This window comes from Methylotuvimicrobium buryatense (assembly GCF_005931095.1).
Lineage (GTDB): Bacteria > Pseudomonadota > Gammaproteobacteria > Methylococcales > Methylomonadaceae > Methylotuvimicrobium > Methylotuvimicrobium buryatense.
The window spans coordinates 3,299,348-3,312,022 of the sequence record NZ_CP035467.1 but is presented as its reverse complement, the minus strand read 5'-3'; the positions used below and the strand labels follow the sequence as shown (position 1 = coordinate 3,312,022).

The following is a 12,675-nucleotide window of genomic DNA, read 5'->3' as shown; positions in this document are numbered from 1 at the left end:
CTTGCGCGGGATTAGCGCATCCGGAAGGTGATTCTTCCTTTGCTTAAATCGTAAGGCGTCATTTCCACCTTAACTTTATCGCCGGTCAGAATACGGATGTAATGCTTACGCATTTTTCCGGAAATGTGTGCGGTCACGATGTGTCCATTCTCGAGTTCAACCCTGAACATCGTATTCGGTAAGGTTTCGACAACCTTACCTTCCATTTCGATTTGATCTTCTTTTGCCATGTACTTGATCCTAACTTTTAAAAAACGCGAATAATAGCACAGACAGCTTTTTAATAACAGAACTCTGTGTGTGAATGCGCGCCTGGTTTATGGGAAACGATAACTGATCAATGTCTCATAATCCGACCAGTTATGCTGTTAGTTTTTGGTTGTCAAGTCGATTCGTCGATAATCGATTTTTTAAACTTCAAAATTCATATACTCATCGTAGATCAAAATCCGGCACCGGGGCCCGTCGAGGGATGCCGTGAATACATCCATGCTCTATGCCTGCATCCATGCTGGCAATGTCTTTGCCGAGCTCCCCCCGACGCCTTTTTAAGGACTGCCGAAATTTGAAGTGCGAAAGGTATACAATCGTTCACAACTATTTGTTAATCGTTTAGCTCCTCCCGCTTTTTAGGTAGAGGATACTGGTTTTGATGGTAAATATTTGATTTAACGTAATATCTCTGTGCGTAGACCATCAGAAATCTTACCTATCAAGCTTTCATTATCTATCTTATAGAGATAGCTATCTGTTCGTTACCGCACCGACTGTTCTCGTTTTTGTAGGTAACATCTGTACTCAGTCATATAGAGTTTCGATACTGGGCTTTATTCATGGCTATATTATTTTAATAAGGAGACACTCATGAACAAAGATCAAGTAAAAGGCAGAGTCGAAGAAGCCAAAGGCAAAGCCAAAGAAGTTGCCGGCAAGATATTCGACGACAAAGGCATGGAGATAGAAGGAAATGTTCAAAAGAACATCGGCAAGGTTCAATCCGGTTATGGCGATGCAAAGGAAGATATTAAGGACGAGCTCGAAGACGATTGATACGAATACAATAAGCCGGAAAATGGCGGCTTACCGAAACGTTGGCTCGATTTCAATTTTTATCGCCGACAAATAACTAATTTCAATGGAGAATTACAATGCTTCAAACACTAGCGATTATTTTAATTATCCTCTGGGCATTGGGTTTGGTGTCTTCTTATACCATGGGTGGATTCATTCACATTCTGATCGTTCTCGCGGTTGTTTTGATCGTGTTGCGCGTCATACAAGGCCGAAGAGTCTTGTAGGCTGCAGCCATCGTAATGGAAACCCTGTTTTATCGAAAGTCTAAAAGAAACCAAGCTATGGCAGAGCCTGATACAGAGTGAGGAGTCCATATCATCATCGTAGATCAAAATTCGGCGCCGGGGTGTCCGTCAAAGGACGCCATGAATACGTTCATTTAGGCTCTATGCCAGAGATCCATGTTGGGGCAAAGCCTTTGTCGGACACTCCGGCGTCTCCTTGTGCACTACCGAAATTTGATGTGCGAAAGGTATAACTAGGGTTTATTAACGAAGTCGAACGATATTTTAGTATGAATAGAGGGCGAAATGAATTCAATCAAGATAATCGCAATCGTGCTGGTCATAGCCGGAATCTTGGGTTTAGCGTATGGCCAGTTCAGCTATACCAAGGAAACCCAGCAGGCCAAGCTTGGCCCTTTGGAGCTAACGGTTAAAGATACCGAAACGGTCAATGTACCGGTTTGGGCCGGCGTGGCTTCAATTTTAGTCGGTGGAGTATTGTTGCTTTACGCGGGCAAAAAGAGTTAACGTCCATCATTTGGGTTTCCCGTCGACGCATCAGGCTATTCAAATTTGCGATGAATATTCTTGTCCCGTGACTTGGTTTCGCCCGGTTGGTGAGAGGATTTTATTATCCAGGCTAAAGGCAATAGGGCCGTGTATAAAGTGCGCATCGAACCCATAAGGCTCAGCGCGGTTTTCAGCGGTGATGTCTCGGCAGCGACCGGTTTGTCGGTGGTGTCTCGGCATTTCAGGTCTTGACGCTTGGTGAGTTCGCCAATGATAAAGCCGATGCCGCCCGCCAACAGCAAGGTTGACGGAGCGGTTATTTGTTGGCGGATATCCCGGATAAGCGTTGCAGAGCGTGTATCGATTTTCCGTTGACGATTCAATAATTGCGCCTCCGCATCTCTGATCCGATGCTTCAGCGATCTAGACACACTTTGTTTTTGACGATAGACAACCATTATGACTCCACGCCTTGCCCCGATGGCTTGTGTCTCGGTTGAAGACTGCGGAGAGTTGCTGGAAACCCCAGATCGCGTGTCTTTAGGCGTATCACGTTAAAGAGAATCAACGCGATCAGCAAGTTGACAACGACGGCAAGGAGAATGGCGCTACTCAACGTGACCTCTTTTTCGATTAGTTCCACTACCACTGCCGCCATGACTCCCAGCCATGCGCTACTCAGAGAAAGAGAAATCATCACCCCTGAAATGATCATGGTCACCAGACTCTGACCCGCCCGCTGTGTCTCAAGCGTAGCGAGTCTTAAGCGATCATACGCAAGTCCATGTAATTCATGCCATAGCGATTGAGTGTCTTCCAGAATGGCGGTTTCACTTGGAGGTGGGCAGGCGCGCGAGGATGTTTGTTGTTCTATAGCCTCATTCTTTGCATTAGCGTTCATGAAAAAAGATCTAACGGCCGCTAATGACGCGACTTAACAAAAAACCGGTCGCTACCGCAAGACCCAGAGATGTTATTGGATTGTCGCGGACATAACATCGACAATTTTCGAGTAATTGCTGTTCTGCATTTTTCAGTTGCTGACCTTTATCGCTAAGGGCTTCAGCCGCATGCGTGGTTGCATTGGCGATCTTGTCGACAGTCTCATGCGCTGAACTGGCTGCTTTGTCTATAGTTTCCACAATGGATTACTCCTGAATTTGAATCGACATAAGTTTGTGGTTTGTTGGCTCATGATACTTGATGGGCTAATTGGGTGATTTGCTTAATAGTCGACTTAGCAAAAAGCCAGCCGCTGCCGCAATACCCACTGACATGATCGGATACTCGCGGATATAACCGCGGCAATTCTTGACCATTTGCTGCTCAGCATTTTTAAATTGCTCTCCTTTTTTACCGATTGCTTCTGCCGCATGGCTGGTTGCATCGGCCACCTTGTCGAAAGCCTCATGAGCTGAGTGTGATACTTTGTCAAATGTTTCCATGTTAGAGCTCCTTATCTCAGTCTCATGTCATTCTTAACCGACTGTACGCCATTGACGCTACGTGCAATTTCGACCGCTCTATTAATATCGGCCTGGGAATTCACGAAACCACTGAGTTGAACGACGCCCTTGAAGGTTTCAACATTGATCTGGGCGGATTTCAGATTGGGCTCATTTAATAGCTGTGCCTTGACTTTAGTGGTGATGACGCTGTCGTCAAAATATTCGCCGGTTCCTGAACGTTTTTCCGTCGTTGCGCAACCGACCGCTGACAATAATGTCAGGGCCAAAATAGATGCGGTAAATAATCTAATAAATTGTTTCATGGCTAAATCTCCAAATTATCCGCCTTAAGCGGTGGGTGTGAATCACATACGTGATAATCGTCTACACACTTATCGGCAGTCTCGGTGTGAATGGTTTATTGAGGCTGTTATACCTAATCGTAGATTAAAGTTCGGCGCCGGGGTGACCGTCAAAGGACGCTGTGAATGTCGATTTTGCAGGAGCAAAATCGACCTAGCACCCCAGTGCCTCCTTAGGCACTGCCGAAATTTGAAGTGCGAAAGGTATACAAGCTGAAAAATTTAAATGAAGAAGGACTCGTTAAACGCCGGTGGCGTTTTTCCTTATCATTATTGCAGGGTAGGGATGTATGTATACCCTTTGCTAGTCAAATTTCGGCGCCGGGGAGTTCGTTAAAGGACGCCGTGAATACGTCCATGTAGGCTCTGTGACAGCATCCCTGCTGTCAAAGCCTTTGCCGAACACCTCGGTGCCTCCATACGTCAATGCCGAAATTTGAAGTGCGATGGGTATATGTTCACCAAAACCCTGAGTCAATTCTAATCGTAAAAGTTGCTAGTGTCGGTTCGTTAGCGAACATACTAAAAGAATCGTTGCTCAAAAAATCGGGCAGGGTTCTTATGCTCCTCAGCAATTGCCAAGGAGCATAAATTTGATCTGCCGCCGTCATCCTCGTTAAACACACTCCGCGCTTTTATTCTTAGGCGGTTTTTCAATTAAAAGAGAGTCGTTCGTCGGAAACCATAGAAGTTGTGCTCAATTGAGTTATGTTTGCTACCGCACAGACGGCATTGACTTACTTGCACAGAATAAAGGGTTGATCGCATCCAGTATGACTGAAAGGCTACCGGGCGACATAACCAATCATTTGACAACAAGCCAAAAAGAAATATTGACCATGAAAACCAACCCAAAGTCAAAATCTCCTGAAAGGGCATTACAAACCAAGTCCCTGGGCGGACTGCTCGAGCAAAGCGAAGACATAAAAGACTTAGTGGAAGAGTGTGTCGAAGAATTGTCGACGGTCAACACAGCGGGTAGGGAAATAGCCGATACTCATAGTCTTCCGGCAGAAGCTGGTGACCTGCTTGAAAAGAACGAAGCGACTGAAGCTAAGATGGGGCAAGCAGTAGACGAGCTATCATCAGTGAATCAGGCGTTGGAGGTAGAGGTTGATGTGCACCACCTATTGAAACAACGGCTGAACATGGTCACCCAAGCTGAGATAGCCGCACGGCATGCGGCTTTTCATGATCCTTTGACCGGTTTGCCAAACCGCGAGCTGTTTGTCAACCGGCTGGAGCATGGATTAGCCCAGGCCAAACGCTATGGTTGGAATTTAGCAGTGATGTTCGTCGATCTTGATAATTTCAAGGACATTAATGATACACACGGACATGAAGTAGGGGATGCCGTGCTAAAAATCATTGCCGAACGGTTAGGACAGTATACTCGCGAAGTCGATACAGTTAGCCGCTACGGGGGAGACGAGTTTTTGTATTTGCTTATGGAGTTTGGAGACATTCATGGCGTCAAGATTATTGCGGAAAAGATCGCGAATGTGATTGCAGCACCTTGTCAGCTCAGCATCGGGGAACTCATCATCAAATCGAGTATTGGTATCTCGATATGTCCGAAGGACGGCATCACCGTATTCGATTTGATCAAGCGCGCCGATGAGGCGATGTACGTAGCAAAACGAACAAAGTCTAGCTATGCATTTGCACAGTGAAAGTGGCTATGTTGGTTAGCGTACAGTGTTCGAGGTCGATTTTTTGTATGTTAACCGTTAGGTTCACTCTTTATATACTGCATAACTGAAGCTACCGAAACGACGGTAGTGAGTAGATTTCTCTGCAAAGGAAGGGATTCCGGCAAATGAAAAAATGCCAAATTGTTTGCGTCGATTCAACCGGTTATCTCTTTTGGGACGATTTTTATCCGACAACTCAAGTTCACAGTATATTTGGTTCTGCAATGGCGAGTGTAGTTCCAGCAATTCCCAATTTGGGGATCAAAAAGGGTGTGGGGTGTGTTTGGCGAGGATGTCGGCAGCAGGGCAGATTTTTTCTCCTGCAAAATCTGCATTCATGCCATCCATGGCAATCAGATTCCGCCGTCAAGCCTACATGGATGTATTCACAGGCGTCCTGTCAAGCGAGTTAACGAACCGCCATAAAGCCTACTACTTGTAGAAGTTATTTTGTGCATATTCCATAGAGAGTCTACAGGCACGTATTCACTGCGGTCCCTTGACTGGCACACCGGCGCCGAATTTTGATCTGCGATGGGTATAGGTGTGAATAAAAAAGTAGCGATTTTTCTAGTGCGACTGTCAGTCGGACGACAATAGTTTGCAAAATCAAACTCAAAAAAACCAGGAGTACTACTACCATGCTCAACATAGCCAAAACACTAAAAGGTTACAAATTGCACAGCCTCGATGGGGAAATAGGGGAAGTGGAAGAATTCTACTTCGATGACCGGTACTGGACGATTCGCTATTTGGTCGCCGACACAGGCAACTGGCTTACCGGCAAACGGGTTTTGATCTCTCCGTATGCGTTGGCCGCAGTGAATAAAGAAGAACAGTTCATCACCATTAATTTGACCAAAAAGCAGATTGAAGACAGCCCATCCTTGGATAGTGACAAGCCTGTCTCGAGACAATTCGAACAGAACTACTACGGGTATTACGGATGGCCGATGTATTGGAACGGCTCATATATGTGGGGATCTTATCCCTACATTGTGCATGACCCTGAGATATGGAAAGAACTAAAACAAGATGAAGAAGAGTGGGATCCCAATTTGCGCAGTACTCACGATGTGATGGGGCATAACATTCAAGCTACTGACGGAAATATTGGTCATGTCGAGGATTTTATTATCGATGATGAGACCTGGGCAATTCGTTATTTAATCATCGATACGCAAAACTGGTGGCCGGGAAAAAAGGTCCTGGTTTCACCGAAATGGATTGAGCGGGTTAGTTGGGGTGAGTTGACAGTTTTCATTACTCTTTCATGCGAGACCATCAAACAGTCACCGGAATATACGGAGAAATCTCTGCTGACCAGAGATTATGAGACAGAACTGTATCAACATTACGGTTGCCAAGGATACTGGATCGATGAGACGGTTTCCAAGACGCATTCCCGTTGAAGTAATTATACCCTTTGGAACGAGCATGAAATAATTTAGACAACTGTCGGAAGGGGGGGTGGTGGCTCGATTGACAGGTGTCGGCGGCAGGGATAGCTGCCGTCAAGCTTACATGGACGTATTCACGGCGTCCTGTCAAGCGAGTCACCAAACCGCCACAAAGCCTACTACTTGTATAAGTTATTTTGTGCATATTCCTTTGCTTGTCAAATTTCGGTGCCGGGGTGCCCGTCAAAGGACGCCGTAAATACGTCCATGTAGGCTCTATGATAGCATCCATGCTATCAAAGCCTTTGCCGAACACCCCGGCACCTCCTCAGGCACTGCCGAGGAAATGCAGGTACAGCTCAAATCTTCAGAAGCAGGACTATCGGCACAGCACGCTGTCCTTCTCCTTAATATACAGCGCCGTCCCACGCGCTTTGCCGAAGTCTGGATTGCCGCTTTGTGCGCTACGGCAATGTTGTACGCAGCGGAACATCTCTTCGTTTACCTCAAGGGCTTCGCCACGTTGAATGCGGTTTACGGGGCGTTCGGCGGGATCATGGCTTTACTGCTGTGGATTTACCTTTTCGGGTGCATTTTTATCTTCGGCGCTTGCTTGTGCGCCGCTCAGGCCGAAGAACGTAGCACCGAGAAACTCCCTATGGCGCGCTTAACACAGGACAATAAACCATGAATACACAAACTCTGAATCCTGAATTGCTGAGGAAAATTGACGCCTATTGGCGTGCAGCAAACTATCTATCGGTTGGTCAGATTTATCTCTATGACAATCCGCTGTTGAAGAAGCCGCTCAAGCAGGCGCACATCAAACCGCGCCTGCTTGGGCACTGGGGCACGACGCCGGGGCTAAACTTTGCCTACGTCCACTTGAACCGTGTTATCAAGATGCATGATCTAAACGTAATCTACATTACCGGGCCGGGGCATGGCGGACCCGCGCTGGTGGCGAATGCCTATCTAGAGGGTACCTACAGCGAGGTGTATCCCAATATCGCCCAAAATGAGTCGGGGATGAAACGGCTGTTCAAACAGTTTTCCTTCCCCGGCGGCATACCGAGTCACGTTGCACCTGAAACACCGGGCTCGATTCACGAGGGAGGCGAGCTGGGTTATTCGCTGTCGCATGCCTACGGGGCAGCGTTCGACAATCCCGATCTGATCGTTGCTTGTGTCGTCGGCGATGGTGAAGCAGAGACCGGTCCTCTGGCTGCCAGTTGGCATTCGAATAAATTTCTCAATCCGGTCCACGACGGTGCCGTGTTGCCCATCCTGCATTTGAATGGCTATAAAATTGCCGGCCCCACGGTTTTGGCGCGCATTCCGCATGACGAACTGGACGCGATGTTTCGTGGCCTCGGTTACACGCCGTATTTCGTCGAAGGCGAGGATCCGATGGCGATGCATCAGCTGATGGCGGCTACGCTGGACACTGTGGTCGGCGAGATCCAACGCATCCAAACTGAAGCCCGCGCCAACGGATTCAAGAAACGTCCGAATTGGCCTATGATCATCTTGCGCTCACCGAAAGGCTGGACCGGCCCTAAGGAAGTCGATGACAAACCTACCGAGGGAACATTTCGATCGCATCAGGTTCCGATGGGCGACATGAGTGAAGCGGGGCATGTGAAGATTCTGGAAAAGTGGTTGAAAAGCTACCATCCGAAGCAATTGTTCGACAAGACCGGGAAATTGGTTGCCGAATTGGCTGAATTGGCGCCGGCCGGTGAGCGGCGCATGAGCGCCAATCCACACGCCAACGGAGGGCTCTTGTTACAGCAACTGCATCTGCCTGATTTTCACGACTACGAGGTTAAGGTGTCCAAGCCGGGAAACGTGGAGGCCGAATCCACCCGAGTGCAAGGGGAATTTATCCGCGACGTGATCAAACGGAACCCTGAAAACTTCCGTATCTTTAGTCCGGACGAAACGAATTCAAACCGCTGGGGCGCTGTGTTCGAAGTGACGAACCGTTGTTCGACCGCGGAAATTGTGCCCGGCGACGATCATGTTGCCCCTGATGGCCGGGTGATGGAGATATTGAGCGAGCATCAGTGCGAGGGTTGGCTCGAAGGTTACCTGCTGACTGGGCGTCACGGATTTTTCTCCTGCTACGAAGCGTTTATCCACATCATTGATTCGATGTTCAACCAGCATGCCAAATGGCTCAAGGTCTCGAATCAGATTCCATGGCGCCGCCCGATTGCATCTTTGAACTATCTGCTTTCTTCGCACGTCTGGCGACAGGATCATAACGGTTTTAGTCATCAGGATCCAGGCTTCATGGACCATGTCGTGAACAAAAAGGCGGAAGTCATTCGTGTCTTTCTGCCGCCCGACGCGAATACGCTGCTCTCGGTAACGGATCATTGCCTGCGTAGCCGCAACTATGTCAACGTTATCGTTGCCGGCAAGCAACCCTCTCTGCAGTGGTTAGACATGGATGAGGCAATTAAACACTGTACCGCTGGTTTGGGTATTTGGCCGTGGGCCAGCAACGATCAGGATGGCGAACCGGATGTTGTCATGGCATGCTGCGGCGACGTACCGACGCTAGAAACCTTGGCCGCCGTCGAGTTGTTGCGGGAATATTTCCCAGAGCTGAAGGTTAGGGTGATTAATGTAGTTGATTTGATGAAACTCCAGACCCAAAGCGAACATCCGAATGGTCTGAGCGACAAAGATTTCGATTTACTTTTTACCAAGGATAAGCCGATCATCTTCGCCTTCCACGGTTATCCATTGCTCATTCATCGGTTGACCTATCGTCGCAGTAACCACTCGAACCTGCATGTGCGCGGTTTCAAAGAAGAAGGCACCACCACTACGCCCTTCGACATGACGGTATTGAACGACCTGGACCGGTTTCATTTGTTTGGCGATGCCATTGACCGCCTCCCGCAATTGGGAGCTCGGGCTGCCTACGCCAAGCAAGCCATGCGAGACAAGCTCATCGAACACAAACAATACATCAGGAAGCATGGCGAGGATATGCCGGAAATTCGTCACTGGAAATGGAAAGGATAATCGTGAGAGTGGTGTGAAAAGTGTTTCCTGGCTACGATTCATTCAAATTAATCATACAAGGCTTGAGCGCAGCATCCCTGCTGCGCACACTTCTTTCAGCGCTACCTGAGACCACCTTAACTATTTGGAATACTGTATTTTTATACCTATCGCACTTCAAATTTCGGCATTGACGTATGGAGGCACCGGGGTGTTCGGCAAAGGCTTTGACAGCAGGGATGCTGTCACAGAGTCTACATGGACGTATTCACGGCGTCCTTTGACGGACACCCCCCGGCGCCGAAATTTGACCAGCAAAGGGTATATCCCGAACTAAGGTTGATTAGCAAGATGCTTCCCCAGTTGAGGAAATGTCTTCTGCATGAGCCTGCTCGAAGATCTTTTTCGCTTTATCAACCTCTTCGCTGCTTCCTGTATGGACTGAAATCAAGGCACTACCTCCCTTGATTTTTCCTTCATAGCGTTTGGCCTCATACTCCGGAATACCCAGTCCGATTAAAGCCCCCGTCAACCCACCTGCGGCCGCGCCTACTGCGGCTCCGCTCAAGGCGCCCATAATGGGTCCGGCGGCGATAAAGGGCCCCACTCCTGGAATAGCCAAAGCGCCGATTCCGGCTAGCAAACCGAGCACACCGCCGGTGCCTAAACCCACTGACCCACCAATAGCAGCCCCTTCCGGAGATTTGGTGTGCTTTTCATACGCAAAATCCTGGGTGGAGGATTTGTCGGGAAACAAAACTGATATGTCACTGTGGGAAAAACCTGCGGCATTCAGGTCATTAACAATGCTTTCTGCCTGCTCTGTACTTTGGGCGATACAAAAAACTGCTTTACTCATGTCGTTCTCCAGAACCTTTACGGCGCTTTAATTTCAAGTTGATTATCTATCTGCACTACGCCGGGTGTTTGCGTGGCGATTTGTTGCAGTGTCAAACGTTCTGCTTCACTTTCAACCAGTCCTCGCAAAGTCACGACTCCATGACGAGTTATGATTTTTGCATTCTTTGCGTTGAGTGAAAGCGATTCATCCCTAACGACGGCTTGACGTATGGTAGCTGTGATGTCGATATCACCTTTGGATTCTTTTTGATCTTCCGGGGTTAAATTGGCGTCATCTCTGTCGCGAACATTGCGTTCGGTATTGTCCATTTTCGAACTGGAGTCGGCCGCCAAATAGATGACGGTGTTCTGTTCGGCTTTAACGGTACCGGTTATCAGTATTAGGCTAGCGGTTAAAGTGAATAGTACTAACGGTAATCGTGTAGACATAGTGAGCTCCTAAATAGTGACTGTTTCTTTTTCGAAATAAGTTGTTTGGAATCGGATTTATCCCAGTGATTTAACAAATGATCACCACTTTACCTAACACAAACGGAATCTTTCATCGACTCTGGCTTACATTCAAACAGGCTGATTGAAGACATCATGATGCAAGCTAGAATAAAGTTTCCGGGAAAATGGTCTTAAAGTCGGTGCGGTGTCGCACATTGAAGATGATTGTTTTATCTGCCCAAACTCAGTTTTTTTGAAAATCATTTTGATCTGCGATGGGTATATGTTTGATAACGAACAGACTTAGCGGACAGACAGTCCTAATATAACGGCAAACGAGACGAACTATCGCCCGGGGGCATACCTCCGAGCCAGTCCTGCGAGGTTGACAGCCCGCTACATTTCGCTGCCGTATAGAGCCGTGTGACTTGCCCCCAAGTCAGACCTTTAGATTTTCTGAGGACAAAGTTATGCCTAAATCCGCCAAGCAACACGATGATGACGCCATCGCGTTACTCACTGAAGACCACAAGAAAGTAAAAAAACTGTTTGCGGATTTTGCCAAACTCGCCAAGGGCGACGGCACCGATAAAGCAAAAGCAGAAGCGGTTCGGGCGATATGCCTGGCGCTGACCATACATGCCCAAGCCGAAGAAAAAATCTTTTACCCGGCGGTTCGCGCCGTCATCAAGGACAACGATTTGATGGACGAAGCTCACGTAGAGCATGCCGGAGTCAAGAGCCTCATCGCGCAATTACATGCTATGGAACCGGCACACGATCACTACGACGCAACGGTTACCGTGCTCGGCGAAATGTTCGATCATCATGTAAAGGAAGTAGAGGACAAAATGTTTCCCAAGGCAAAGAAAGCCAGGGTGGACATAGACGCTCTAGGTGTAGCATTGATGCAACGCAAGCGCGAGTTACTGGCGGAGAGAGGCGAAGCCGAATAGCCGTTTAAGGCCAAGAAAGCTCAATCGCGTTGAGTGTTGCCGACAGCGCATCCTGCTTAGGCCACCCAGCGGCTTGATGAATTCCCGAGCCGATATTGGCATTGGCGCGGGAGTCGCGAAGAAAGACAAGAATGAAAAACAACTTAAATAGACGAGGAAAATACAATGGAAATTAAAGACAAAGTATCCGATTCCGCACATGCGGCTTACGATAATATCGCCGATGCAACCAGCCAGGTTGCGGAAACGCTTGGCGAAAAAGGCGAGCAACTGAAAAAAACCGAGCAGCAATTGATGAAAAATTGCCGCGGTTATGTTCGCGACAACCCTATAACATCGCTGAGTATCGCAGTGGCGGCCGGCTTTCTGCTGAGTCGCGTGGTTAGCGCTCGGTAAACCGTCAAACCTTATGGATCCGGATACTATACCCTTTGCTAGTCAAATTTCGGCGTCGGGGTGCCCGTCAAAGGACGCCGTGAATACGTCCATGTAGGCTCTATGACAGCATCCATGCTGCCAAAGCCTTTGCGAACACCCCGACGCCTCCATACGCTACTCCCTTTATACTCAAAAATTAGTTAACTTTATGAAGGTATGGGGTATGGCTAGCGAGGATGTCGGCAGCAGGGATCGCTGCCGCCAAGCCCCCATGGATGGGTTTACGGCGGTCCTCGATAGACACATCCCATACCT

The 12,675-nt window shown here is 48.2% G+C and carries 17 protein-coding genes; 9 read left to right on the top strand and 8 right to left on the bottom strand.

The window, feature by feature from the left end; genetic code table 11:
• Window positions 1-11 precede the first annotated feature (11 nt).
• On the bottom strand, window positions 12-230 hold the full coding sequence (gene infA, locus EQU24_RS14835) for a translation initiation factor IF-1 (protein ID WP_014149038.1): 219 nt from the start codon (window positions 228-230) through the stop codon (window positions 12-14).
• A gap of 634 nt (window positions 231-864) precedes the next feature.
• Between infA and EQU24_RS14830 the strand changes: the two genes are divergently transcribed.
• The 3 genes from EQU24_RS14830 (at window position 865) to EQU24_RS14820 (ending at window position 1,826) form a co-directional block, all read left to right on the top strand.
• Window positions 865-1,050, top strand: a complete 186-nt coding sequence (locus tag EQU24_RS14830) for a CsbD family protein (protein WP_017838751.1) — start codon at window positions 865-867, stop codon at window positions 1,048-1,050.
• A 98-nt stretch (window positions 1,051-1,148) separates the two neighbouring features.
• Window positions 1,149-1,298, top strand: a complete 150-nt coding sequence (locus EQU24_RS14825; RefSeq protein WP_014149036.1) for a lmo0937 family membrane protein — start codon at window positions 1,149-1,151, stop codon at window positions 1,296-1,298.
• Between the two features lie 306 nt (window positions 1,299-1,604).
• Window positions 1,605-1,826 (top strand): hypothetical protein, encoded by a 222-nt coding sequence (locus tag EQU24_RS14820; protein WP_017838752.1) that lies wholly within the window; start codon window positions 1,605-1,607, stop codon window positions 1,824-1,826.
• 35 nt (window positions 1,827-1,861) lie between these two features.
• Here EQU24_RS14820 and EQU24_RS14815 read toward each other — a convergent pair whose 3' ends face one another.
• From EQU24_RS14815 to EQU24_RS14795, 5 genes are all read right to left on the bottom strand, one after another.
• Entirely contained in the window at window positions 1,862-2,266 is a 405-nt protein-coding gene (locus EQU24_RS14815; RefSeq protein WP_017838753.1) for a hypothetical protein, read from the bottom strand.
• On the bottom strand, window positions 2,266-2,709 hold the full coding sequence (locus EQU24_RS14810; protein WP_017838754.1) for a phage holin family protein: 444 nt from the start codon (window positions 2,707-2,709) through the stop codon (window positions 2,266-2,268). The genes EQU24_RS14815 and EQU24_RS14810 overlap by 1 nt, the downstream gene beginning before the upstream one ends.
• 10 nt (window positions 2,710-2,719) lie before the next feature.
• Complete coding sequence (locus EQU24_RS14805) at window positions 2,720-2,950, bottom strand: DUF883 C-terminal domain-containing protein (protein ID WP_017838755.1); 231 nt, start codon at window positions 2,948-2,950, stop codon at window positions 2,720-2,722.
• A gap of 66 nt (window positions 2,951-3,016) precedes the next feature.
• Window positions 3,017-3,253 carry an ElaB/YgaM/YqjD family protein gene (locus tag EQU24_RS14800; protein ID WP_017838756.1) on the bottom strand — a complete coding sequence of 79 codons (237 nt, stop codon included), beginning with the start codon at window positions 3,251-3,253 and terminating at the stop codon, window positions 3,017-3,019.
• An 11-nt stretch (window positions 3,254-3,264) separates the two neighbouring features.
• Complete coding sequence (locus EQU24_RS14795) at window positions 3,265-3,579, bottom strand: BON domain-containing protein (protein ID WP_014149030.1); 315 nt, start codon at window positions 3,577-3,579, stop codon at window positions 3,265-3,267.
• A gap of 878 nt (window positions 3,580-4,457) precedes the next feature.
• Between EQU24_RS14795 and EQU24_RS14790 the strand changes: the two genes are divergently transcribed.
• The 4 genes from EQU24_RS14790 to EQU24_RS14770 all read left to right on the top strand — a co-directional run bounded on the left by EQU24_RS14790 (window position 4,458) and on the right by EQU24_RS14770 (window position 9,754).
• Window positions 4,458-5,291 (top strand): GGDEF domain-containing protein, encoded by an 834-nt coding sequence (locus tag EQU24_RS14790; protein ID WP_040575394.1) that lies wholly within the window; start codon window positions 4,458-4,460, stop codon window positions 5,289-5,291.
• A gap of 662 nt (window positions 5,292-5,953) precedes the next feature.
• A complete protein-coding gene (locus EQU24_RS14780) occupies window positions 5,954-6,724 on the top strand; it encodes a PRC-barrel domain-containing protein (protein ID WP_017838758.1) in 771 nt (256 codons plus the stop codon).
• 334 nt (window positions 6,725-7,058) lie between these two features.
• Window positions 7,059-7,403, top strand: coding sequence for a YhjD/YihY/BrkB family envelope integrity protein (locus EQU24_RS14775; protein ID WP_017838759.1), 345 nt, complete (start codon window positions 7,059-7,061; stop codon window positions 7,401-7,403).
• Window positions 7,400-9,754, top strand: coding sequence for a phosphoketolase family protein (locus EQU24_RS14770; RefSeq protein ID WP_017838760.1), 2,355 nt, complete (start codon window positions 7,400-7,402; stop codon window positions 9,752-9,754). Before EQU24_RS14775 ends, EQU24_RS14770 begins: the two co-directional genes overlap by 4 nt.
• Before the next feature lie 322 nt (window positions 9,755-10,076).
• Here the strand turns inward: EQU24_RS14770 and EQU24_RS14765 are convergent, their stop codons facing one another.
• Both EQU24_RS14765 and EQU24_RS14760 read right to left on the bottom strand, forming a co-directional pair.
• Entirely contained in the window at window positions 10,077-10,592 is a 516-nt protein-coding gene (locus tag EQU24_RS14765) for a hypothetical protein (protein ID WP_017838761.1), read from the bottom strand.
• 17 nt (window positions 10,593-10,609) lie between these two features.
• Window positions 10,610-11,023, bottom strand: a complete 414-nt coding sequence (locus tag EQU24_RS14760) for a BON domain-containing protein (RefSeq protein ID WP_017838762.1) — start codon at window positions 11,021-11,023, stop codon at window positions 10,610-10,612.
• 473 nt (window positions 11,024-11,496) lie between these two features.
• Here EQU24_RS14760 and EQU24_RS14755 point away from each other — a divergent pair, with 473 nt between their 5' ends.
• A complete protein-coding gene (locus tag EQU24_RS14755) occupies window positions 11,497-11,982 on the top strand; it encodes a hemerythrin domain-containing protein (RefSeq protein WP_017838763.1) in 486 nt (161 codons plus the stop codon).
• 165 nt (window positions 11,983-12,147) lie between these two features.
• Window positions 12,148-12,378, top strand: a complete 231-nt coding sequence (locus tag EQU24_RS14750; RefSeq protein ID WP_017838764.1) for a DUF883 family protein — start codon at window positions 12,148-12,150, stop codon at window positions 12,376-12,378.
• The last annotated feature ends 297 nt before the right edge of the window (window positions 12,379-12,675 follow it).